This is a genomic window from Sphaerotilus hippei, from assembly GCF_003201595.1.
Classification (GTDB): Bacteria; Pseudomonadota; Gammaproteobacteria; order Burkholderiales; family Burkholderiaceae_C; genus Sphaerotilus; species Sphaerotilus hippei.
The window spans coordinates 1-22,707 of record NZ_QJJS01000027.1 but is presented as its reverse complement, the minus strand read 5'-3'; the positions used below and the strand labels follow the sequence as shown (position 1 = coordinate 22,707).

20 protein-coding genes, 1 other RNA gene and 1 pseudogene are annotated in these 22,707 nt (G+C 67.8%); 8 read left to right on the top strand and 14 right to left on the bottom strand.

Features of this window, described 5'->3' with window-relative positions; genetic code table 11:
• Positions 1-18 precede the first annotated feature (18 nt).
• Positions 19-516, top strand: a complete 498-nt coding sequence (locus tag C7444_RS19070; protein WP_110402444.1) for a hypothetical protein — start codon at positions 19-21, stop codon at positions 514-516.
• Positions 517-615: 99 nt separating this feature from the next.
• Positions 616-1,959, top strand: coding sequence for a patatin-like phospholipase family protein (locus tag C7444_RS19065; RefSeq protein WP_245909644.1), 1,344 nt, complete (start codon positions 616-618; stop codon positions 1,957-1,959).
• Here the strand turns inward: C7444_RS19065 and C7444_RS19060 are convergent.
• The 13 genes from C7444_RS19060 to gyrA form a co-directional block, all read right to left on the bottom strand.
• The gene (locus C7444_RS19060) at positions 1,860-2,234 is read right to left on the bottom strand and encodes a ComEA family DNA-binding protein (RefSeq protein ID WP_110402443.1); all 375 of its coding nucleotides are present in this window, start codon (positions 2,232-2,234) and stop codon (positions 1,860-1,862) included. The two genes, C7444_RS19065 and C7444_RS19060, sit on opposite strands and share 100 nt — an antisense overlap.
• Before the next feature lie 107 nt (positions 2,235-2,341).
• Positions 2,342-3,346 (bottom strand): ADP-glyceromanno-heptose 6-epimerase, encoded by a 1,005-nt coding sequence (gene rfaD, locus C7444_RS19055; protein WP_110402442.1) that lies wholly within the window; start codon positions 3,344-3,346, stop codon positions 2,342-2,344.
• The gene (rfaE1, locus tag C7444_RS19050) at positions 3,343-4,341 is read right to left on the bottom strand and encodes a D-glycero-beta-D-manno-heptose-7-phosphate kinase (RefSeq protein ID WP_110402452.1); all 999 of its coding nucleotides are present in this window, start codon (positions 4,339-4,341) and stop codon (positions 3,343-3,345) included. The genes rfaD and rfaE1 overlap by 4 nt, the downstream gene beginning before the upstream one ends.
• A 78-nt stretch (positions 4,342-4,419) precedes the next feature.
• Positions 4,420-5,568, bottom strand: a complete 1,149-nt coding sequence (lapB, locus tag C7444_RS19045) for a lipopolysaccharide assembly protein LapB (protein WP_110402441.1) — start codon at positions 5,566-5,568, stop codon at positions 4,420-4,422.
• Positions 5,558-5,878 (bottom strand): LapA family protein, encoded by a 321-nt coding sequence (locus C7444_RS19040; RefSeq protein WP_110402440.1) that lies wholly within the window; start codon positions 5,876-5,878, stop codon positions 5,558-5,560. The genes lapB and C7444_RS19040 overlap by 11 nt, the downstream gene beginning before the upstream one ends.
• 64 nt (positions 5,879-5,942) lie before the next feature.
• Positions 5,943-6,281 (bottom strand): integration host factor subunit beta, encoded by a 339-nt coding sequence (locus C7444_RS19035; RefSeq protein WP_245909643.1) that lies wholly within the window; start codon positions 6,279-6,281, stop codon positions 5,943-5,945.
• A 146-nt stretch (positions 6,282-6,427) separates the two neighbouring features.
• Positions 6,428-8,104 carry a 30S ribosomal protein S1 gene (gene rpsA, locus C7444_RS19030; protein ID WP_110402451.1) on the bottom strand — a complete coding sequence of 559 codons (1,677 nt, stop codon included), beginning with the start codon at positions 8,102-8,104 and terminating at the stop codon, positions 6,428-6,430.
• Positions 8,105-8,285: 181 nt separating this feature from the next.
• Positions 8,286-10,310 (bottom strand): bifunctional 3-phosphoshikimate 1-carboxyvinyltransferase/cytidylate kinase, encoded by a 2,025-nt coding sequence (locus C7444_RS19025; protein WP_110402439.1) that lies wholly within the window; start codon positions 10,308-10,310, stop codon positions 8,286-8,288.
• 78 nt (positions 10,311-10,388) lie between these two features.
• Positions 10,389-11,270: a prephenate dehydrogenase gene (locus C7444_RS19020; protein ID WP_110402438.1), complete on the bottom strand. Its 882-nt coding sequence runs from the start codon at positions 11,268-11,270 to the stop codon at positions 10,389-10,391.
• 19 nt (positions 11,271-11,289) lie between these two features.
• Positions 11,290-12,405: a prephenate dehydratase gene (pheA, locus tag C7444_RS19015; RefSeq protein WP_110402437.1), complete on the bottom strand. Its 1,116-nt coding sequence runs from the start codon at positions 12,403-12,405 to the stop codon at positions 11,290-11,292.
• Positions 12,398-13,519, bottom strand: coding sequence for a 3-phosphoserine/phosphohydroxythreonine transaminase (gene serC / locus C7444_RS19010; protein ID WP_110402436.1), 1,122 nt, complete (start codon positions 13,517-13,519; stop codon positions 12,398-12,400). The genes pheA and serC overlap by 8 nt, the downstream gene beginning before the upstream one ends.
• Complete coding sequence (locus C7444_RS20350; protein WP_170130810.1) at positions 13,516-14,112, bottom strand: DUF2059 domain-containing protein; 597 nt, start codon at positions 14,110-14,112, stop codon at positions 13,516-13,518. Before C7444_RS20350 ends, serC begins: the two co-directional genes overlap by 4 nt.
• The gene (gyrA, locus tag C7444_RS18995) at positions 14,109-16,757 is read right to left on the bottom strand and encodes a DNA gyrase subunit A (RefSeq protein WP_110402434.1); all 2,649 of its coding nucleotides are present in this window, start codon (positions 16,755-16,757) and stop codon (positions 14,109-14,111) included. Before gyrA ends, C7444_RS20350 begins: the two co-directional genes overlap by 4 nt.
• A 308-nt stretch (positions 16,758-17,065) precedes the next feature.
• On the opposite strand from gyrA, the gene ompA reads away from it, so the two are divergent.
• From ompA to C7444_RS18970, 6 genes and pseudogenes are all read left to right on the top strand, one after another.
• Entirely contained in the window at positions 17,066-17,740 is a 675-nt protein-coding gene (gene ompA, locus C7444_RS18990; RefSeq protein WP_110402433.1) for an outer membrane protein OmpA, read from the top strand.
• A 103-nt stretch (positions 17,741-17,843) separates the two neighbouring features.
• Positions 17,844-18,560: a bifunctional 2-polyprenyl-6-hydroxyphenol methylase/3-demethylubiquinol 3-O-methyltransferase UbiG gene (gene ubiG / locus C7444_RS18985; protein WP_110402450.1), complete on the top strand. Its 717-nt coding sequence runs from the start codon at positions 17,844-17,846 to the stop codon at positions 18,558-18,560.
• Positions 18,557-19,234 (top strand): HAD family hydrolase, encoded by a 678-nt coding sequence (locus tag C7444_RS18980; RefSeq protein ID WP_110402432.1) that lies wholly within the window; start codon positions 18,557-18,559, stop codon positions 19,232-19,234. Before ubiG ends, C7444_RS18980 begins: the two co-directional genes overlap by 4 nt.
• A 13-nt stretch (positions 19,235-19,247) precedes the next feature.
• Positions 19,248-19,607, top strand: a transfer-messenger RNA (tmRNA) gene (gene ssrA, locus C7444_RS18975).
• 112 nt (positions 19,608-19,719) lie between these two features.
• Positions 19,720-19,902 (top strand): annotated as a pseudogene (locus tag C7444_RS21010) (DUF6538 domain-containing protein); the annotation flags it as partial.
• A gap of 24 nt (positions 19,903-19,926) precedes the next feature.
• Positions 19,927-21,339 carry a site-specific integrase gene (locus tag C7444_RS18970; RefSeq protein WP_170130809.1) on the top strand — a complete coding sequence of 471 codons (1,413 nt, stop codon included), beginning with the start codon at positions 19,927-19,929 and terminating at the stop codon, positions 21,337-21,339.
• 731 nt (positions 21,340-22,070) lie between these two features.
• Here C7444_RS18970 and C7444_RS20080 read toward each other — a convergent pair.
• Entirely contained in the window at positions 22,071-22,667 is a 597-nt protein-coding gene (locus C7444_RS20080; RefSeq protein WP_146219450.1) for a hypothetical protein, read from the bottom strand.
• Positions 22,668-22,707: the final 40 nt, after the last annotated feature.

Below are 22,707 nucleotides of genomic sequence, written 5' to 3'. Positions count from 1 at the left end.
CCGCTGGAGTCCGTAGCAATGAAAAAGCGAGTCCTTCCGGCCCTGTGGGCCGCAGGTGCAGCCGTCGCCGCGCTGGTGGCGCCTGCCGCCCAGGCCAACCCGTCGGTGGGCGTGACGGTCGAGATCAGCCAGCCCGGCGTGTACGGCCGGGTCGACATCGGACGCTTTCCGGACCCCGGCGTGATCGTCGCCCGGCCCGTCGTGATCCAGCAGCCGCCACGGGCCTACGCGCCCGAGCCGGTCTACCTGTGGGTGCCCCCGGGCCACCGCCGCCAATGGAGCCGGCACTGCCAGCGTTACGGCGCCTGCAACGTGCCGGTCTATTTTGTGCAGGACCGCTGGTACAACGATCACGTGATGCGTGACCACGACCGGCGTGGCGACGACCGGCGGGAGAGCCGGCGTGACGATCGCCGCGGGGACCGCCAGGACGACCGGTGGGACGAGCGCCACGGATCCGATCGCCGCTCCGACGACCGCCATCCTGGCCAGGGCCACGGCCCGCGCCGCGACTGAGGCGACTCGGGGAAGACCCCGAGGATCGGTGGAGACGGCCGGCAGAGACGGCGTTCCAGACCGGTTCGCAGGCCCCGGAGGCGCCGCTAGACTGGTCGCATGGACATCTCGCCTGCCCAGCACCGGATCACCGGCCCGACCGGCCTGCTGCTGACCGGGGGCGGCGCCCGGGCCGCCTACCAGATCGGCGTGCTGCGGGCGATCGCCGCGCTGGCGCGCGAGTGCGGCGCGCCGGCCTCGAGCCCCTTCCAGGTGATCGCCGGCACGTCGGCCGGTGCGATCAACGCCTCGGCGCTGGCCTGCCAGGCCGATCGTTTCCAGTCGGCCGTCGCCGACATGGCCGAGGTCTGGCGCCACTTCCGTGCCGAACAGGTCTACCGCGCCGACTCGCTGGGCGTGATGCGCACCGGCGCACGCTGGCTCACGATGATGTCCTTCGGCTGGATGCTGGCCCGGGTGCGCCGCATCAAGCCACGCTCCCTGCTCGACAACAGCCCGCTCGAGTCGCTGCTGCAGCGCATGGTCGCCTTCGATCGGCTGCCGGCACTGATGGCCCAGGGCCACCTGCAGGCGCTGGCGGTGACCGCCTCCAGCTACACCACCGGGCATCACGTCACCTTCTACGAAAGCCTGCACGAGCCGACCCGCTGGCAGCGCTCGCAGCGCATCGCCGTGCGCAGCCGGCTCGGTGTGCACCACCTGCTCGCCTCGGCCGCGATTCCGTTCATCTTTCCCTCGGTGAGCCTGGAGGTCGGTGGCGAGCCGGAGTGGTTCGGCGACGGCTCGATGCGCCAGGCCGCGCCGATCTCGCCAGCCGTGCACCTGGGGGCCGAACGCATCCTGATCATCGGTGCCGGGCGCATGCACGAGCCGCCCGGACACCGGCTCACCAGCGGCCACTACCCGAGCGTGGCGCAGATCGCCGGCCATGCGATGTCGAGCATCTTCCTGGATGCGCTGGCGGTGGACATCGAGCGGCTGGAGCGCATCAACGCGACGCTGTCGCTGCTGCCGCATGAGGCGCTGGGCCGCACCAGCCTCAAGCCGATCCGGGCGCTGGTGATCGCCCCCAGCCAGCGGCTGGATGACCTGGCCGCGCGCCACCTCGACAGCCTGCCCGCGCCGATCCGCGCCCTGCTGAGGGCCGTCGGGGTCAGCGGCCAGGGCAGCACCGCGACGGGGGCCGCCCTGGCCAGCTACCTGCTGTTCGAGGCGCCGTACACGCAGGCACTGATGGCGCTGGGGGAAAACGACACGCTGGCCCGGCGTGACGAGGTGATCGACTTCTTCGGCTGGCAGGTGCCAGCGGCGCAGGCCGCTGCCCTGCACCACCGGGCCGGGGCTCACCTGGCCGCGGACGGCTCCGCCTTGGCGCTGCGGGCGGACTTGTCGCCGGCTGCCGCCTTGCCTTCCACCGGGGCGGGCGCCGCGGTGCCCCCGTAGGTGGAACCGTTGACCGTCAGGCCGGCGGTGGAGAGCTTGGCGGCATTGCCCGGGCCGATGCCGGAGATGCGGTCGATGAAGTCGGCCCAGTCCCGGAAGCTGCCCTTCTTGCGTTCCTCGAGGATCTTGCCGGAGATGCCCGGCCCGACCCCCTTGACCGTCTCCAGGTCGGCCTGGGTGCCCTTGTTGACATCGACCGCCGCCGCCTGGGCGGCCAGGCTCAGCACGGTCAGGCTCAGGGCGAGGGCAAGGCGGCGGAAGTTCGAGATCCACATGGTCGGCTCCTTGGACATGAGGGAAGAGGAGCCCTCACGATAAGGAGCCGGACCCGACGGCGCATCCCCCTTCGGGGTCACTCCGTCGGGGGACCGGGTGCGGGACTTCAGGCCTGGGGCTGGGCCGCCAGCCAGTCGACGTAGCGGCGCACGCCGGTGGCCACGTCGGCGAAGGCGTGATCACAGCCGGTGGCCCGCAGGCGCGCCAGGTCGGCTTCGGTGTGGCACTGGTACTTGCCCCGCAGCGCGTCGGGAAAGTCGATGTAGCTGACCAGACCCTGGGCCACCTGCTCGGACAGGCTCAGTGCCGGCAGCCCGTCCAGGGCCCGGCAGGCGTTGACGGTGGCGTGCGCCACGTCGTTGAACGGCTGGGCCCGGCCGCTGCCGAGGTTGAAGATGCCGCTGCGGCCGGGGTTCTGCAGGAACCACAGGTTCACCGCGACCACGTCGTCGACCGAGACGAAGTCGCGGCTCTGCATGCCCGGGGCGTAACCGTTGTACTCGCCGAACAGCTTCACGTGGCCGTGCTGGCGGAACTGGTGGAAGTGGTGGAAGGCCACGCTCGCCATGCGGGCCTTGTGCTGCTCCCGCGGGCCGTAGACGTTGAAGTAGCGGAAGCCCACGACCTGCTGTCCGGCCGTCAGCGCGGGCAGGTGGCGCCGCACCACCTGGTCGAACAGCAGCTTGGAGTAGCCGTAGACGTTCAGCGGCTGCTCGAAGGCGGGCTCCTCGCGGAAGGTGTCGCTGGCGCCGTAGGTCGCCGCCGAGCTGGCGTAGAACAGGCGCGTGCCCTGGGCCAGACAGGCATCGAGCAGGGTCTTGGAGCACCGGTAGTTGGTCTCCATCATGTACTTGCCGTCGTGCTCCATCGTGTCGGAGCAGGCGCCTTCGTGGAAGACCGCATCGATGCGGCCCAGCTCGCCGGCGGCAAAACGGCTGTAGAACTCGTCGCGGTCGAAGTAGTCGGCCAGCGTGCTGCCCAGCAGGTTGCGGTACTTCGGACCGTCGGTCAGCTCATCGACCGCGATGACCTCGCGGGCACCCAGGCGGTTGAGCGCATGGACCAGGTTGCTGCCGATCATGCCGGCCGCGCCGGTGACGATGACTCTCATGGCGTTTCCTTCGCAAACAGTTCTTCGTAGCTGCAGCTGGCCGTGCCGAACTTGCCGACCACGATGCTGCCGGCGCGGTTGGCCAGCGGCATCGCCTCGGCCAGGTCCAGGCCGCAGGCCAGCAGCGCGGCCAGCGTGGCGATGACGGTGTCGCCGGCCCCGGTGACATCGAACACCTCGCGCGCCATGGCCGGCACCTGCACATGGGTCGGCGCGCCGGTGGCATCGGTCTCGAACAGCGACATGCCGTCCTCGGAGCGCGTCAGCACCAGCCCGGCCAGGCCGAGCTGCTCGCGCAGCGCGTGGGCCCGCTGGTGCAGGTCGGCCTCGCTGCCCCAGGCGCCGACCACCTGGGCCAGCTCGGCGCGGTTGGGGGTCAGCGTGGTCGCGCCGGCGTAGCGGCGGTAGTCGCTGCCCTTGGGATCGACCAGCACCGGCTTGCCCGCCGCACGCGCCAGCTCGATCATGCGCGGGATGTGGGTCAGCCCGCCCTTGCCGTAGTCGGAGAACAGCACCGCGTCGTGCTCGGGCAGCACGCGCTCGTAGTCGCTGAGCATCTGCGCGAGCACCTCGCTCTCGGGCTGGTTCTCGAAGTCGATGCGGATGAGCTGCTGCGAGCGGCCGATGACGCGCAGCTTGACGATGGTGTAGAGCTTGGGGTCGCTGCCCAGCACGGTGGCCACGCCCTGTTCTTCGAGCAGCTGGCGCAGCTTGCGCGCCGGCTCGTCGTCACCGACCACCGTCAGCAGCGTGCACTGCGCGCCCAGCGTCTTGACATTGAGCGCCACGTTGGCCGCGCCGCCCAGGCGCTCCTCCTCGCGCGTGACCCGGACCACCGGCACCGGTGCCTCGGGCGAGATGCGGTCGACCGCGCCGAACCAGTAGCGGTCCAGCATCGCGTCGCCGACCACCAGCACGCGGGCGCCTGCCAGGCGCTGCGGCGTGAGCACCGGCGTCGCGGCGGGAGAGGCGGAAGGAGTGGAAGAGCTGCTCATCATGTGCGATCGGCCCGCGGGGGTCCCGGGGCAGGAGGCCGGTGCCACCACGCCAGGCGGCGGGCACCGGTCGGGAGATCATTGATCTTCGAGACGGCGCGGCGGGTAGGTGTCCCAGCCCTGGCAGCCGGGGCATTGCCAGAAGTAATGATGCGCCTCGAAGCCGCAGGCGGCACAGCGGTAGCGCCGCAGCGGCTTGAGCGCGGCCGTCATCGACCGCACGATGGCCTGCTGGGCGGCCTCGTCGGCGACCTGGGGCGTGTCCTGCAGCAGCGCCAGGGCCGGGCTCAGCGAGGCCTGGTGCTGCAGCGCCTGGAGCAGCGCCTCGCGGCGCTGCGCGTGCTCGGGCGCCAGCTTCAGCCAGGCGGCCAGCACGTCCGACGACGGCGACTGCTTCAGCAGGCCCTGCAGCAGCTCCATGGCCACGGCCTGGGCCCCGCAGGCCGTGGCCGCGGCGGCGTAGTCGGCCGCGACCACCGAGAAGGCATCGGGATGGATGGTCGCCAGCAGCGCCCAGGTGGCCATCGCCTCGGCCGGCTGCTCCCGGCGCAGCTGGCGCTGGCCGAGCAGCACCAGCGGGCGGGCCGCCTGCGGCGCCGCCTCGCGGGCCCGCTGCAGCGCGGATTGCGCGTCGTCGAGCTGGCCCTGCGCCTCGGCCTCCAGCGCGATCTCGCACCAGTAGTGCGAGATGCGCCCGGCAAAGGAGCCGGCGGCCACCGCCTCGAGACCGCGCGCGACCTCCAGCGCCTGGCGCCAGTCGCGCGAGCGTTCATAGAGGGTCAGCAGCGCGAGCCGGGCGTCGGTGGCGAAGGCCGTGCCCTCGAGCTGCTGGTAGGCGGCCTCGGCGCGGTCGAACAGGCCGGCCTTGAGGTAGTCCTGCGCCAGCGCGTGCTGGGCACGGTCACGCTCGGCCACCGGCAGGTCGGCGCGGCCCAGCACATGCTGGTGCACCCGCACGGCCCGTTCGTAGTCACCCCGGCGACGGAACAGGTTGCCCAGCGCGAAGTGCAGGTCGGAGCTGCCCGGATCGTGCTGCACCGCCTCGATGAAGGCATCGATGGCCTTGTCCTGCTGTTCGTTGAGCAGCAGGTTCAGCCCCTTGAAATACGCGCGGGGAGACGATTCGACCTCGTGCTTCCACTGCCGCAGATCCAGCCGGGAGGCCAGCCAGCCCAGCGCGAACGCGACGGGCAGGCCCATCAGCAGCCACTGCAGTTCAAAGTCCATCGCGGGGGGGAAGCAGGGGCTCGGCAGGGGCCACGGGTGCGGCCGACGAGCGGGCGCCGGTCTCGGGCTCCTTCGTCAGGCGGGCTTCCAGGCGGTGGGCCTGGCGGCGTGCACGCCACCAGTTCGGCAGCATGCCCAGCACGCCGAGCACCGCACCGACGCCGAAGCAGCCCAGCACCACCAGCACCATCGGCGCACGGGTCTCGAGGCCGAAGAACCAGTGCAGCTGCACCTCGTGCTGGTTGTTCAGCGCGAAGGCGAAGAGCACGAAAAAGAGAAAGGCTCGAACGAGCCAGAGGAGGACACGCATCAGCGGCGGATTCTACCGGCGCCCGGACCACCCATCGCATCCGGTGGTGCGGCAGGCGAGCAGGTCATCCGGCCTGCGCCGGCGTGTCGGCTGCTGCCGCGGCAGCAGCGGCTTCGGCCGCCATGGGCAGGTCCACCGCCTCACGCAGCGCCTTGCCGGGCTTGAAGTGCGGCACCAGCTTCTCGGGAATGGTCACCTGCTCGCCGGAGCGCGGATTGCGACCGATGCGGGGCGGGCGGCGGTTGATCGAGAAACTGCCGAAGCCACGGATCTCGATGCGGTGTCCACGCGCCAGTGCATCGGACATCGCGTCGAGCATGGTCTTGACGGCGAACTCGGCATCGCGGTGGGTCAGCTGCCCAAAACGCTCTGCCAGCAGGGCAACGAGATCGGAGCGGGTCATGGAACTGGAGTCGCCGCGAAGCGACCGTAGGAAAATCGGCGATACCAACAGAACAGCGCTCCGTGGGCAGCATGCCCGCCGGAGCGCCTGGACAGATCAGTGGACACCGGCGCCTGACGGCACCGGTGTCCGTGTCGACCGGTCGATCAGCTGCCTTGGTCCAGCTTGGCCTTGAGCAGCGCGCCCAGGCTGGTGGTGCCAGCGTGTTCACGGCTGTCCGAAGCCAGACGCTGCAGGGCTTCCTGCTGCTCGGCGCTGTCCTTGGCCTTGATGGACAGCTGGATCGAACGCAGCTTGCGGTCGACGTTGATGATCAGCGCGGTGATCTCTTCGCCTTCCTTCAGCACGTTGCGGGCATCTTCCACACGCTCGCGGGCGATTTCGGAAGCACGCAGGTAGCCGGTCACCTCATCGCTGAGCTGCACTTCGGCACCACGGGCGTCCACGCTCTTGACCGTGCCCGGCACGGTCGCGCCACGATCGTTCAGGGTGGTGTAGGTGGTGAACGGGTCGGTGTCGAGCTGCTTGATGCCCAGCGAGATGCGCTCGCGCTCGACGTCGATGCCCAGCACCAGGGCTTCGACTTCCTGGCCCTTCTTGAAGTTGCGCACGGCCGCTTCGCCGGTTTCGTTCCAGCTCAGGTCGGACAGGTGCACCAGGCCGTCGATGCCGGCAGCCAGGCCCACGAACACGCCGAAGTCGGTGATCGACTTGACCGGACCCTTGACGCGGTCGCCGCGCTTGAAGTTCTGCGCGAACTCGTCCCACGGGTTGGCACGGCACTGCTTCATGCCCAGCGAGATGCGACGCTTGTCTTCGTCGATCTCCAGGACCATGACTTCGACTTCGTCGCCCAGCGTGACGATCTTCGAAGGAGCGACGTTCTTGTTGGTCCAGTCCATTTCAGAGACGTGCACCAGGCCTTCGATGCCCGGCTCGATCTCGACGAACGCGCCGTAGTCAGCGATGTTGGTGACCTTGCCGAACAGGCGGGTGCTCGACGGGTAGCGGCGCGAGACGCCGAACCACGGGTCGTCGCCCATCTGCTTCAGGCCCAGCGAGACGCGGTTCTTCTCGGCGTCGAACTTCAGGACCTTGGCGGTCAGTTCCTGACCGACCGTCACCACTTCGCTCGGGTGACGGACACGGCGCCAGGCCATGTCGGTGATGTGCAGCAGGCCGTCGATGCCGCCCAGGTCGACGAACGCACCGTATTCGGTGATGTTCTTGACCACGCCGTTGACGATCGCGCCTTCACGCAGCGTCTCGAGCAGCTTGGCGCGTTCTTCGCCCATCGAGGCTTCGACCACGGCACGGCGCGACAGCACGACGTTGTTGCGCTTGCGGTCCAGCTTGATGACCTTGAACTCCATGGTCTTGCCTTCGTACGGGCTCATGTCCTTGACAGGGCGCGTATCGAGGAGCGAACCGGGCAGGAAGGCGCGGATGCCGTTGACCAGGACGGTCAGGCCGCCCTTGACCTTGCCGGACACGGTGCCGGTGACGAAGTCGCCGGATTCCAGAGCCGTTTCCAGCGACAGCCACGAGGCCAGGCGCTTGGCCTTGTCGCGCGACAGGATGGTGTCGCCGTAGCCGTTCTCGATGGCATCGATGGCCACCGACACGAAGTCGCCGACCTGGACTTCGATCTCGCCCTGGTCGTTCTTGAATTCGTCGAGGGGCACGTAGGCCTCGGACTTCAGGCCGGCGTTGACGACCACAAAGCTGTGTTCGACACGCACGACTTCAGCCGAGATCACTTCGCCGGCGCGCATGTTGGCGCGCTGCAGCGATTCCTCGAACATCGAGGCAAACGATTCCATGCCGAGATCGGCCATTGCAGCTTCAGACATTGGGAGCTTTCTGCGCCGGGGAGAGGACCGGCGACTTGGACCACTTCCGTGGCGGGTTAGGTTGCTGAACCGGGACCCCGACGCGCAGCGTGCGCAGGAGAGGAGCCCCGGACCCAGTCGCCCCCTGCCGGGCGGACGACCTGGAGCGGATTCACCGCCCCTCGGCTCGATGGCCGAAAGGCTGGCGCTCGCTCCACCAGTCGATCACTCGCTGCACCGACGCATCCACGTCGAGCCCCGAGTTGTCCAGCAGGATGGCGTCTCCGGCAGGCTTCAGCGGCGCGGTGGCGCGACCCTTGTCGCGTGCGTCCCGTGCCTCCAGATCCTGACGGAGGTCATCGAGCTTAGCAGGAATTCCTTTCGAAATCAACTGCTTATAGCGCCGCTCGGCGCGGGCGGCCGGGGTGGCGGTCAGGAACACCTTCAGGCCGGCCTGCGGGAAGATCACCGTGCCCATGTCGCGGCCGTCGGCCACCAGGCCGGGCAGCTGCCGGAAACCGCACTGCAGGTCGTGCAGCGCCGTGCGCAGCGCGGGCCAGACCGAGATCTGCGAGGCCATGACTCCGGCCCCTTCCTCGCGCAGCAGGTCGGTGACGTCCTCACCCGCCAGCAGCACCCGCGTGCCGTCGAAACGCAGCTGCAGCCGCGACGCCAGCGCGGCCAGCCCGGCCTCGTCGGACGCGGCGATGCCCGCGCGGGTGGCCGCCAGGCCGACGACGCGGTAGAGCATGCCCGAGTCGAGCGTGTGGTAGCCCAGCCGGGCCGCGACCTCGGCGGCCAGCGTGCCCTTGCCGGAGGCGGTCGGACCATCGATGGTGATGACCGGCACCGACAGCGGCCGGACCACCGAGAACAGCGCCTCGAAGTAGTCCGGGAAGGTCTTGGCGACACACTTCGGGTCCTCGATGCGCACCGGCACGGCCGGGCCCTCGACGCCGTCACGCAAGGCATTGAACGCGGCCAGCGACAGGCACATCGCCATGCGGTGGTCGTCGTAGGTGTGGATGCTGGCGGCGGCAAAGCGCCGCAGCGGCTGCACGCGCAGGAAGTCGGCGCCCTCCTCCACCTCGGCGCCGAGCTTGCGCAGCTCGATGGCCATGGCGGCGATGCGGTCGGTCTCCTTGACCCGCCAGCTGGCGATGTTGCGCAGCGTGCACGGACCGTCAGCGTAGAGCGCCATGACCGCCAGCGTCATCGCCGCATCGGGGATGTGGTTGCAGTCGAGGTCGATCGCCTTCAGCGGCCAGGCGCCGCGGCGCACCTCCAGCCAGTTCGGCCCGGACACGACCTGCGCACCCATCGCCTCGGCCGCCTCGACGAAGCGGATGTCCCCCTGGATCGACGCGCTGCCCACCCCTTCGATGCGCACCGGCGCCTCGACCCCGGCCAGCGCCCCCAGCGCGATGAAGTAGGACGCCGACGACGCATCCCCCTCGACATGCACCTCGCCGGGCGTCTGGTAGCGGCTGCCGCGGGGCAGCGTGAAGCGCTGCCAGCCCTGGCGCTCGACACGGATGCCGAAGCGCTCCAGCAGGTTCAGCGTGATCTCGATGTAGGGCTTGGAGATCAGCTCGCCCTGCACCTCGATGTGGACCGGCTGCTGGCCGGTGGCCAGCGGCAGCGCCATCAGCAGCGCCGTCAGGAACTGGCTGGAGACGTCGCCGCGCACCCGCACCGGCTGGTCCAGGCGCAGGCTGCCGCCCCGCAGGCGCAGCGGCGGGTAACCCTCCTGGCCGGTGCAGTCGATGTCGCAGCCCAGGCCGCGCAGCGCGTCGACCAGGTCCCCGATGGGCCGCTCGTGCATGCGCGGCACGCCCCGCAGCACGTAGTCGCCGCCCTGCTCGGCCGCCAGCACCGCCAGCGCGGCGGTGAGCGGGCGCATCGCCGTGCCGGCGTTGCCCAGGAACAGGTCGGCCCGGTCGACCGCCGGGTGCCCGGCGATGCCGGTGATGCGGGTGTGGCGGCCGTCCTGCTCGATGCGGCAGCCCAGCGCCCGCAGCGCGTCGAGCATGACGCGCGTGTCGTCGGAGTCCAGCAGGTCGACCAGCGTGGTGCAGCCCTGGCTCAGGCCGGCCAGCAGCAGCAGGCGGTTGGAGATGCTCTTGGAGCCCGGCAGGCGGACCGTGCCGGCGGCGTGCCCGAGCGGCGGCAGGTCGAGTGAGGGAATCGCGTACATATGACTCGTCGAAGAGAGAACCGGATCATGCCGGCACCACCAGGGCCGCGCCGGATCGACCGCCGCAGCCCGCCTGCATCAGCGCGGCGGCACCGGACGGGCGTTCATCTGCCAGCCCGCGCGGCCGTCGGAGGCCGTGCGGATCAGGTCTTCCAGCGCTTCCTGGTTGCCCGAGCGCATCACGTGCTCGAAGGCATCCAGGGCGTGGCGCAGGCGCTGGGACTGCTTGATCACCTCTTCGCGGTTGCTCAGCAGGATGTCGCGCCAGACCGTCGGATCGCTGGCGGCGATGCGGGTGAAGTCGCGGAAGCCCGGCCCGGCCAGCGAGAGGAACTCGCGCCCGGCCGGCTGCTGCATCACCGCGTTGAAATAGGCGAACGCCAGCATGTGCGGCAGGTGGCTGACCGCCGCGAACGCCGCATCGTGGTTTTCGGGGGTCATGCGCAGCACCTGGCAGCCGATGGCCGACCAGACGTCGGTGGCCTTCTGCACCATGACCGGATCGGTCTGGGGCAGCGGCGTCAGGATGACCTGCTTGCCGACGTAGAGCTGCGCGTCGGCGTGGTCCACGCCGGCCACCTCCTTGCCGGCGATCGGATGGGCAGGCACGAAGCCCGGCAGGCGCTCCTTGAGCACCCGGCGGGCGACGTCGACGACGTCGCGCTTGGTGCTGCCCACGTCCATGAACAGCGTGCCCGGCTCGACCAGCGCCCGGATCGCCTTGAAGGTCGACTCGGTGGCCGCCACCGGCACCGCCAGCAGCACGATGTCCGAGCCCGAGACCGCCAGCAGCGCCGATTCGGCGGCGATGTCGATGACCCCGAGCTTGCGGGCCCGCTCCACGGTCGACGGCGACTTGCTGTAGCCGACCACCCGCTGCACCAGCCCGGCGCGCTTGAGGGCCAGCGCAAAACTGCCGCCCATCAGGCCGCAGCCGATGACCCCGAGTTGATTGAACATGATGTAGCTCGAGCCGTGCTCAGTGGACGTCGATCGGGTAGGTGCCCAGGACCTTGAAGAAGGAGCAGGCCTCGCGCAGCTCGTGCATCGCGGCCTGCACCGCCGGCTGGTCCGGATGGCCCTGCAGGTCGATGAAGAAGTAGTACTCCCACTGGCCCGAGCGCGCCGGGCGCGACTCGAGCCGGCTCATCGACACGCCATGGCGCTTCAGCGGCGCGAGGATGTCGTACATCGCGCCGGGGCGGTTCTCCACCGACACGACCAGGCTGGTGCAGTCGTGGCCCGACGCCTGCGGCGCGGGGTGGCGCAGCGGATCGGTGACGATGGCGAAGCGGGTGCGGTTGTGGGTGTCGTTCTGGATCGCCGGGGCGACCACGTGCACGCCGTACTCGCTGGCCGCCCGCGCGCTGGCGATGCCGGCCACCGACGGATCGAGCGCCGCGAGCCGCGCGCCCTCGGCGTTGCTCGACACCGGGCGGCGCTCGGCCTGCGGCAGGTGCAGCGACAGCCACTCGTGGCACTGCGCCAGCGCCTGCGGATGGGCGCAGACCGCGGTGATGCCCTCCAGCGAGTTGTCCCTGCGCAGCAGGTTGTGGCGCACGAACAGGCTGGTCTCGCCGATGATGAACAGCGGCATGGTCAGGAAGATGTCCAGCGAGCGCGCCACCATGCCTTCGGTGGAGTTCTCGACCGGCACGACGCCGAAGTCGGCCACGCCCGCCGAGGTGCTGCGGAACACCTCGTCGATGCTCGCGCAGGGCACGCGCACGATGGACGAGCCGAAGTAGCCCAGCGCCGCCTCTTCGCTGAAGGTGCCGGCCGGGCCGAGGTAGGCGACGCGGGTGGGCGTCTCCAGCGCGCGGCAGGCGCTCATGATCTCGCGCCAGATCGGCGCGACGCTCTCGTTCTTCAGCGGGCCGGGGTTGCCGGACTTCAGGCCGTCGATGACCTGCGCCTCGCGCTCGGGGCGGAAGACGACCGAGCCTTCGCGCTTCTTGATCTCGCCGACCTCCTGGGCCAGGCGGGCACGCCGGTTGATCAGCGCCAGCAGGTCGCGGTCGAGGCTGTCGATGCGCTCGCGCAGCTGGGGCAGCGTGGGTTCGGCGGCGTCGGAGGAGCGGTCGGGATCAGACATGGGCGGCAGCGAATTCGTCGAGGTAACGCACGAGCGCCTGCACGCCTTCGAGCGGCATGGCGTTGTAGATCGAGGCGCGCATGCCGCCCACGCTCTTGTGCCCCTTGAGTTGCAGCAGGCCGCGCGCCTTGGCGCCGGCCAGGAACTCGTCGTTGAGCGTCTCGTCGCGCAGGAAGAACGGCACGTTCATGCGCGAGCGGCTGGCCGGGTCGACCCGGTTGACGTAGAAGCCCGACGCGTCGAGGAAACCGTAGAGCAGCGCCGCCTTCTCGGCCGCGCGCCGGTCCATCTCGGCCACGCCCCCCTGGGCGAGCACCCACTGGAACACCAGGCCGGCGATGTAGATGCCGTAGGTCGGCGGCGTGTTGTACATCGAGCCGTTCTCGGCGACGAGGCGGTAGTCGAAGGCCGACGGGCAGATCGCCAGCGCCTGGCCGATCAGGTCCTCGCGCACGATGACGATGGTCACGCCGGCCGGGCCGATGTTCTTCTGCGCGCCGGCGAACGCCAGGCCCACGCGGCTCCAGTCGATGTGGCGCGACAGGATGTGCGAGGAGCAGTCGATCACCAGCGGCGCGTTCGAGCCCAGCGCCGCGAGGTCGGGCAGCTCGGCGAACTCCACGCCGTGGATGGTCTCGTTGGAGCACAGGTGCACGTAGGCGGCGTCCGGGCGCAGCTGCCAGCCCGAGGCGGGCGGCACCGACAGGAAATGCCCGCCGGACTCGCCGGTGGCCGCCACCCTCGCATCGCAGTAGCGGGCCGCTTCCTTGAGCGACTTCTGCGACCACGAGCCGGTGACCACGAAGTCGACCGCGCCGCCCCGCGACAGGTTCATCGGCACGATGGCGTTCTCGGCCAGCCCGCCGCCCTGCATGAACAGCACGCGGTAGTTCGACGGCACGGCCAGCAGCGTGCGCAGGTCGGCCTCGGCCCGCTCGCAGATGGACATGAACTCGCGGCCGCGATGGCTCATCTCCATCACGCTCATGCCGCTGCCCTGCCAGTCGAGCATCTCGGCGGCGGCCTGGCGCAGCACCGCCTCGGGCAGCGCAGCCGGACCGGCGGAGAAGTTGTACGGCCGGACGGTGCGGCCTGCGGGGTCGGCGAAGGTCATTTGCGGGCGGGCGCCGAAGCGGCGCCATCGGGTTTGCTGTTCTTGGGCTCCAGGCCCAGGCGCCTGGCCACGCTGCGCTCGAGCGCCTGCAGGCGCGGCTCGACCGTGCCACGGGTCTCGGCCACGACCTTGTCGATCAGGCCTTTCTGCAGTTCGGGGCCCAGCGCCGAGTACTTGCGGCTGACCGGCGACTCGAGCCAGGCGATCAGCGTGCGCAGGTCGTCATCGCTGAACTGCTGCTCGAAGATCGGACCCATCGTCGACGGCGCCAGCTTGAGCGCGCGGTCGCGCAGCATCGGCGCGGTCTCGTCGACGTACTTCTTCGCATCGGCCTGGATCTGCTTGGCCACGGCCTCGCGCTTGTCGGCCGGGAAGCGCTCCTGCAGCACCGGACCGGCCCGCTGCATCATCGCCGCCACCGGCGTCTCCGCCAGGCCGCGACCGACGTTCTCGATCGCGCCCTGATGCAGCTGGATCACCTTCTGGACCAGCTCCTTGCGAGCGGCAGAAGGCTCATCGGCCGCACGGACCGGGCCCGCCAGGGCTGCGGCCACACACAGCAGAGCCGGCATCCATCCACGCACGCTCATCATGCTTGATCTCCATCGGTGGGGTCGGCGGCCGCCTCGCCGGCCTCAGGGTCGACCACGTCGACCTGGGCGTCGTTCTCGACGATGCGCTGCAGGCCGGAGAGCTTGGAGCCCTCGTCGAGCGCGATCAGCGTCACGCCCTGGGTCGCGCGCCCGAGCTCGCGGATCTCCGAGACCCGCGTGCGCACCAGCACGCCCCGGTCGGTGATCAGCATGATCTCGTCGTCCGGCCGCACCAGCGTGGCCGCGACCACCCGGCCGTTGCGCTCGGACTGCTGGATGGCGATCATGCCCTTGGTGCCGCGGCCGTGGCGGGTGTACTCGACGATCGAGGTGCGCTTGCCGTAGCCGTTCTCGGTCGCGGTCAGCACGCTCTGGCTCTCGTCCTCGGCCACCAGCATCGCGATCACGCCCTGGCCCTCGTCGAGCGACATGCCCCGCACGCCGCGGGCCTGGCGACCCAGCGGACGCACGTCGTTCTCGTCGAAGCGCACGGCCTTGCCGGCGTCGGAGAACAGCATCACGTCGTGCTGACCGTCGGTCAGCGCCGCACCGATCAGGTAGTCGCCCTCGTCGAGGTCGACCGCGATGATGCCGGCCTTGCGCGGATTGCTGAAGTCGTCCAGCGCCGTCTTCTTGACCGTGCCGCGCGCGGTGCACATGAAGATGAAGTGGTCGGCCGGGAAGCTGCGGTTGTCACCGGTCAGCGGCAGCACGACGGTGATCTTCTCGCCCGGCTGCAGCGGGAACATGTTGACGATGGGCTTGCCGCGGCTGGCGCGGCCGCCCTGCGGCACTTCCCAGACCTTCAGCCAGTAGACGCGGCCGCGGTCGCTGAAGCACAGGATCCAGTCGTGCGTGTTGGCGATGAAGAGCTGGTCGACCCAGTCGTCGTCCTTGGTCGCGGTGGCCTGCTTGCCCCGGCCGCCACGCTTCTGGGCGCGGTATTCGGTCAGCGGCTGGCTCTTGATGTAGCCGGTGTGGCTGAGCGTGACCACCATGTCGGTCGGCGTGATCAGGTCCTCGGTGCCGAGCTCCTGCACGTTGTGCTCGATCTGCGAACGGCGCGCGCCGACCTTGGTCTGGCCGAACTCCTGGCGCAGCGCGACCAGCTCCTCGCTGATGATGAAGGTCACGCGCTCGGGCTTGGCCAGGATGTCGAGCAGGTCGGCGATGACCGCCATCACGTCCTTGTACTCGCCGACGATCTTGTCCTGCTCCAGCCCGGTCAGGCGCTGCAGGCGCATCTGCAGGATCTCGCCGGCCTGGTCGTCGGACAGGCGGTACAGGCCGTCGTCCTGCATGCCGTGCTCCGGCGGCAGCCCTTCGGGGCGGTAGGCCGCCCGCCCGCCCGGGGTGTCGGCTTCGGCCCGCGCCAGCATCTCGCGCACCAGCGACGAGTCCCAGCTGCGCGACATCAGCGCGGCCTTGGCCACCGGCGGCGTCGGCGAGGTCTTGATGGTCTCGATGAACTCGTCGATGTTGGCCAGCGCCACGGCCAGGCCCTCGAGCACGTGGCCACGCTCACGGGCACGGCGCAGCTCGTAGACGGTGCGGCGGGTCACGACCTCGCGGCGGTGCTCGAGGAAGATGTCGAGCAGCTGCTTGAGGTTGCACAGGCGAGGCTGACCATCGATCAGCGCCACCATGTTGATGCCGAAGGTGTCCTGCAGCTGCGTCTGCTTGTACAGGTTGTTGAGCACCACCTCGGGCACTTCACCGCGCTTGAGCTCGATCACCACCCGCATGCCCGACTTGTCGGACTCGTCCTGGATGTGGCTGATGCCGTCGATCTTCTTCTCGTGGACGAGCTCGGCGATGCGCTCGAGCAGCGTCTTCTTGTTCACCTGGTAGGGGATCTCGTCGACGATGATCGCCTGGCGCTGGCCGCGGTCGATGTCCTCGAAGTGCACCTTGGCCCGCATGATGACCTTGCCGCGGCCGGTGCGGTAACCCTCGCGGGCACCCGAGACGCCGTAGATGATGCCCGCGGTCGGAAAGTCCGGCGCGGGGATGATCTCCATCAGCTCGTCGATCGTGGCCTCGGGGTTGCGAAGCAGGTGCAGGCAGGCGTCCACCACCTCGTTGAGGTTGTGCGGCGGGATGTTGGTCGCCATGCCCACCGCGATGCCGGCCGAGCCGTTCACCAGCAGGTTGGGCAGCTTGCTGGGCAGCACCAGCGGCTCCTTCTCGGAGCCGTCGTAGTTGGGCCCGAAATCGACCGTTTCCTTGTCGATGTCGGCCAGCATCTCGTGGGCGATCTTGGCCAGGCGGATCTCGGTGTAGCGCATGGCCGCGGCGTTGTCGCCGTCCACGGAGCCGAAGTTGCCCTGGCCGTCGACCAGCATGTGGCGCAGCGAGAAGTCCTGCGCCATGCGCACGATGGTGTCGTACACCGCCGTGTCGCCGTGCGGGTGGTACTTGCCGATGACGTCGCCGACGATGCGGGCGGACTTCTTGTACGGCCGGTTCCAGTCGTTGTTGAGCTCGTGCATCGCGAAGAGCACACGCCGGTGCACCGGCTTGAGTCCGTCGCGGGCATCTGGCAGGGCCCGCCCGACGATCACGCTCATCGCGTAATCCAGGTAGGAACGCCGCATCTCCTCTTCGAGGCTGATGGGCAGGGTTTCTTTGGCGAAGGGAGTCATGCAGTCGAGGCGGTGTGATCCGTAACGCGGGAAACCGGACACGGGCTACGGCGCCGGAGCCGCCGGTGGGCCGATGCCCACGCTGGCAGACCGGTCCGCGCCGGTAAACCTTGCATTCTACGAGCCGCCAATTGTCGCTGACAAACAACAGGGCAAGGGCACTGTGCCAAGGAGAAACGTGAAGGGCGGGCCGTCATAAGCCCTATGGCACAATGATTTGTCGGTTCTTGCGGCCGTGTTCGACCGGTTTCAAGGCCCGCATACTTGGATTTGCAGCCCGATCTGTGGCTTTTCTCGAGAGGAGAACCATGAACAAACTGAACAAGGTGGCTCTGCTGTTCGCTACCGCCGCTCTGGCAGCTTGCGCAACGGGCGGTGGCAGCACCGCCACGGCAGTAGACAACTGGCGCGCCTCTGATGGCACCGTGTGGAAGTCCGGCGCAGACAACCTGTGCTGGCGCGACGCATCCTGGACGCCGGCCACCGGCGTGCAGGGCTGCGACGGCGTTCCGCCTCCGCCGGCTCCGGCCCCCGCTCCGGCTCCTGCCAAGGCACCTGCCCCGGCTCCGGCCCCGGCACCTGCCCCGGTGATCGCTCCGGTCGTGCCGGTCGCTCCGACCAGCGAGAAGGTGACCTTCGCCGCGGACGCGTTCTTCGACGTGGCCAAGTTCGCGCTGAAGCCTGACGCCAAGACCAAGCTCGATGACCTGGCCGCCAAGGTCAAGGACATCAACCTGGAAGTGGTCATCGCCGTGGGTCACACCGACTCCGATGGTTCGTTCGCCTACAACGACAAGCTGTCGGTGAACCGTTCGGAAGCGGTCAAGAAGTACCTGGTGAGCAAGGGCATCGAAGCCAACCGCGTCTACACCGAAGGCAAGGGCGAGCGCTCGCCGGTCGCCGACAACAAGACCAAGGAAGGCAAGGCGAAGAACCGCCGCGTCGAGATCGAGGTCGTCGGCACCCGTTCGATCAAGAAGTAAGCAGTCCTGCTGCTTCACCCGGAAAACCCCGCTTCGGCGGGGTTTTTTTGTGCCCGGGCCGTCACCACCGGGGCCGGGCGCTTCGGCTAGGATCCTCACCATGATGAGCAACGCCGACCCCAAGGAACTCGCCAAGTTCAGCGAGCTGGCCCACAAGTGGTGGGACCCCGAGAGTGAATTCCGCCCCCTGCACCAGATCAATCCGATGCGCCTGGGCTGGATCGAGCAGCAGGCCGGCCCGCTGGCCGGACGGCAGGTCGTCGACGTCGGCTGCGGCGGCGGCATCCTCAGCGAGGCCATGGCCCGCCAGGGAGCCCAGGTGCTGGGGGTCGACCTGGCTGACCGCTCGCTGAAGGTGGCGCAGCTGCATGCGATGGAGGCCGGCATCAGCCAGGTGCAGTACCGCCTGGTCGCCGCCGAGGCCCTGGCCGCCGAACAGCCCGCCCGCCACGACATCGTCACCTGCATGGAGATGCTCGAGCACGTGCCGGACCCGGCGGCGATCGTGCAGGCCTGCAGCGACCTGGTCAAGCCGGGCGGCTGGGTGTTCTTCTCCACGCTGAACCGCAACGCCAAGGCCTTCCTGTTCGCCATCGTCGGCGCCGAATACCTGCTCAAGCTGCTGCCCGCCGGCACGCATGAATACGCCAAGTTCATCAAGCCCAGCGAGCTGCTCACCTGGAGCCGGGCCGCCCGCCTGGAGCCGGTCGGCACCCGCGGCCTCGAGTACAACCCGCTGACCCGCCGCTACTGGCTCAGCGACGACCTCAGCGTGAACTACATGATCGCCTGCCGCAAACCGGCGGCCCCCGCCGCATGAACAACACCGACGCTCGCCGCTGGCAGGCCGTGCTGTTCGACCTGGACGGCACGCTGGTCGACAGCGCTCCCGACCTGGCCGGCGCAGGCAACGAACTGCGCGAACGGCGCCAGCTGCCCCCGCTGCCCCTGGACACCTACCGCCCGCTGACCGGCACCGGCGCACGCGGCATGCTGGGCGTGGCGCTGCAGGTGCGACCCGAGCATCCGGATTTCGAGGCCCTGAAGGACGAGTACCTCGACGCCTACGCGGCCCGCCTGACGCAGGCCACCGGCCTGTTCAGCGGCATCTCCGAACTGCTCGCCACGCTGGAACAGCGTGGCCTGCCCTGGGGCATCGTGACCAACAAGCACAGCCGCTTCGCCGAGCCGCTGGTCGAGGCCCTGGGCCTGGCCAGCCGCAGCGCCGTGCTGATCTGCGGCGATACCGCCGCGCGGGCCAAGCCTCACCCCGATCCGCTGCTGGAAGCCTGCCGGCGCCTGAACCTCGACCCCGGGCACTGCGCCTACGTCGGCGACGACCTGCGTGACATCCAGGCCGGCCAGGCCGCCGCCATGAGCACCATCGCCGTCGAGTGGGGCTACCTCGGCGACGGCGAGCCCGTGCACCGCTGGGGCGCCGACCATCGGATATCTTTTCCGGCAGAGCTCTTGAAGCTGCCCGGATTGGCCTAAGATACGGGGTTCAGGGGCCGACCTGGTTTCGACGTGGGTACGGAATCGGAGCAGGGCATGCCGAGCACCAGTTCGCTCGTAAAACCACTGGAAACAAGCTAACTGCGAACGACGAACGTTTCGCCCTCGCCGCTTAACACCGGTGAGCCTCACAACAGCAGGCCAATGGGCTGGGGTGGCAACACCTGTGAGGTTATTTACATTGGCTGGTCCTGAGCCGGGTCACTCGACCCAGGACGAGATCTAGTGACTGGTGTTCCCGGCAGCGTGTTCCTGCGCGGCCGGTGCACGAGACTCAAATCAGAGAACTAAGCTTGTAGAACTGCCTGAGGAAGGCTTGCGGACGGGGGTTCAATTCCCCCCGGCTCCACCAGCTATGTGTGTTAAGCGGTTGATTTGACTAGCGTTTTTCGAGTAGAGCACCGGCAACAACCGGCGGTGTCCCGATTGGATGTCCCACATCCTTTCGGCTCGGAGCGCTTTCGATGGCGTATGGTGAAGGACTGCGGCGCAATCGCTGCGGTGTTTGGTGCTGGCGCTGGATCGTGCCGGCAGATGTCCGAAAAATCGTAGGGGCTTCTGAGCTCCTGCGGTCGCTTGGGACAGCAAGAAAGCGGGAGGCCCTCGAAAAGGCGCTTCCCTTCCGTGTGGCCGCCGTGTCGCTTCTTCACCACGCAAGAGCAGGACTGCCCTTGAGTGAACTGACCGACAAGACCGCCCTCCTCAAGCTCTTGAGCGCGCGCCGTCTGCAATGCGTTCAGGCCGAACTGTCCGAAGCGGACGAGCAAAATCGTCAGCTCGACGTGCGCGTCCAAGCGCTAGAACTTGAGATCAGCAACCTCAAGTCGAAGCTGATCGCCGCGCACGAAGAACGCCCAGCCGCTGGCGCTGGCGCACGTGAAGCGATGAACCAAGGCCCTACCCTGTCGGCGGCCCTTGAGTCTTTCATCGCCGAACACAAGACCATGGACCGATGGACCGAAAAGACCGAGCTCGAACGCCGTTCGACGCTGGGGAACTTCGTCGAGTTCACCAAGGACAAGGCCATCGGTGCCGTCACCCGCGATGACTGCATGGAGTTCTTCGCCCGCCTGAAGCGCCTGCCGTCCAATGCCGGAAAGAAAGCAGCCCTGAAGGGCAAGAGCTTCGCCGAGCTGACCGAGCCGGGCGGGTGCGATGGGGTCGAGTTCCCTCCCCTGGCCGCCGGCACGGTCAATGACCAGATGAACCGGATCGCCGGGTTCCTCGGCTGGGCGACCTCGACCAATGGCCTCTCGATCAACCCCGCCAAGGGCATCAGCATCGCCAAGGCCAAGGCGGACTCGGAGGCGAAAAAGCGCTTCCCGTTTGATGAAGCGGACCTGACCGCGATGCTCTCCGGTGACTACTGGAGCGCGCGGCGGTTTGATCACGCCCATTACTACTGGCTGGTGCTGCTGGGCATGTACACCGGGGCGCGCATCAACGAGCTGTGTCAGCTCCACTTGGCCGATTTTTCCGTGGTCAACGGGGTCGATGTGATCAGCATCGCCGACGAAGACAATCCGACCGCGCGCGCCAAGACCGCCAGTGCGCGCCGCACCGTGCCCATACATGACGAGCTGATCCGGCTCGGCCTGCTGCGCTGGGTCGAGCGCCTGCGCGGTCTGGGCGGGGTGCAGCTGTTCCCCGAGCTGAAGGAAGGCCGGGACGGCTTCGGCACCGAGCCGAGCAAATGGTTTCGACGCTTCACCACCCGGTGCGGCGTGTGGGTGAAGCAAGAGAAGGTCTTCCACTCGTTCCGGGTCGGGTTCATCTCGCAGCTGATGAACCGCCGGATCGATCAGCCGGTGGTGGCCGCCATCGTGGGCCATGAGACCGGCACCGTGACCGGGGATGTGTACTGGAATGACCGGGACGTGGGGATGCTTCAACAGATCGTGAACCTCGTGACCTACCCGGACACGGTCCTGTCTCTTGTCCCGGCGCTGGAGGACGTGACGTTCACCAAGCAGGTGAACCATGAGCGCCCGAAGGCTGCCAGCAAGGCAGGCCCGGGATCGCGTCAGAAGCGCGCTACGGGCGCCAGCCGGGCCGTGAAGAAGGCTACCCAGCCGGACGCCTGAGCAGGCCGCTGGGGGCCCGTTTAGGGGCTCGGCCGGGAGATGTGCAATCTCTCGGATCATATTGGTAGAAAAATTACTCTCGTTGGCCTTCCGGGGGTCGACTTGGTTCTAAGACCCCTACCCCTCTTAATGGGGGCTATTCAATGGATATGGTCAGCGACTACCAAGGAAGAGAATCAACAGCAGGGCAACAACAACAACCGACATGATTAGCACCTGTTAATAGAAACAAAGACAAGGGGATAGGTTAATTTCCCGGCCGGGAGCATGACCACTAGATTGACCTGTGCAGGGTCGAGTAACCATTCAAATCGTTTACCAAAATAAAGCTATAACCCTCCTCGGTAATACCCTGATGAATTACCGAGATGCCAAGGGTAATTGTGCTTTTGATGGCAGCAGATTCCAGGAAGTCCGCCACCTCTTCCAAGGTCAATTGAATTGGTTTCATGCAGGCAATGTTATCAAGACCTGCTGGAATTCATACCCCCTGAATGTATATCAGTAGGGGCTGATCTTTTCAGCCGCAGGACCCGGGACGGGAGGCCCGGGGCTTGCTGAGGTGGTGGGCATTGTGTGTGTGCACACTTGGTTTAAGCGACCGGCTGGCGCCGGTCTGGCGGGCCGGAAGGGTATGCGTTCCGGGCATGCAAACGCATACCCTTCCGGGGGTCAGAAACGCATACCCTTGCTTGAACGTAAGTGGTTGACTGGGCTCAGGAAAAAATCCCCTACAAGTCATGTGGATTAGCACAAATTTTTGGGAAAATTTGTGAGCCCTTGAGAAAACCTCTTTTTTTACCAAAGAAAGAGGCCACCGCCCGGCTTCTGGTTTTCATCCTGTCGATCCTGGCGGCCACGTTCTGCCGCACGTGAGGCAGGCCGGTGACCTTGGTCAGGATGTCCGCTGTGGCGGTAGGACTATACCCCGCCCTCAGATAGTACCACGCAAGATCGAGGTCACTCTCCACGAGCGTATCGGGAGGAATCTTACCGGATTTGTCAGGGTGAGCCATTGAGTAATCCAATAGCTGCTGCCGCATATTGGCCTTGTTCTTGTTGAACATCTTTTCCGGGTAGCACTCCCACTTCTGGCGGACGACCATCAAGTGTTCCGTCATGCCATCCAACGACATGGCATATATGATCCGACCCGCGCTATTGTTGTTCACATGGAAGATATAAAGTGCGCTGTTGTGCCATTGCCTTGATTCTGGCGGGTACTTGAACACCCCTTCCGCTTTCTTGGCGAAAACCTTGTGCCCGGGGTGTTCAGGGCGATTGCATGAAGCCACGGTCTCAACATATGGCAGGAGGCTGAGCGACATGGGAGCGTCATCGCGGCTGCAAGCCCAACAGGAACTGCAG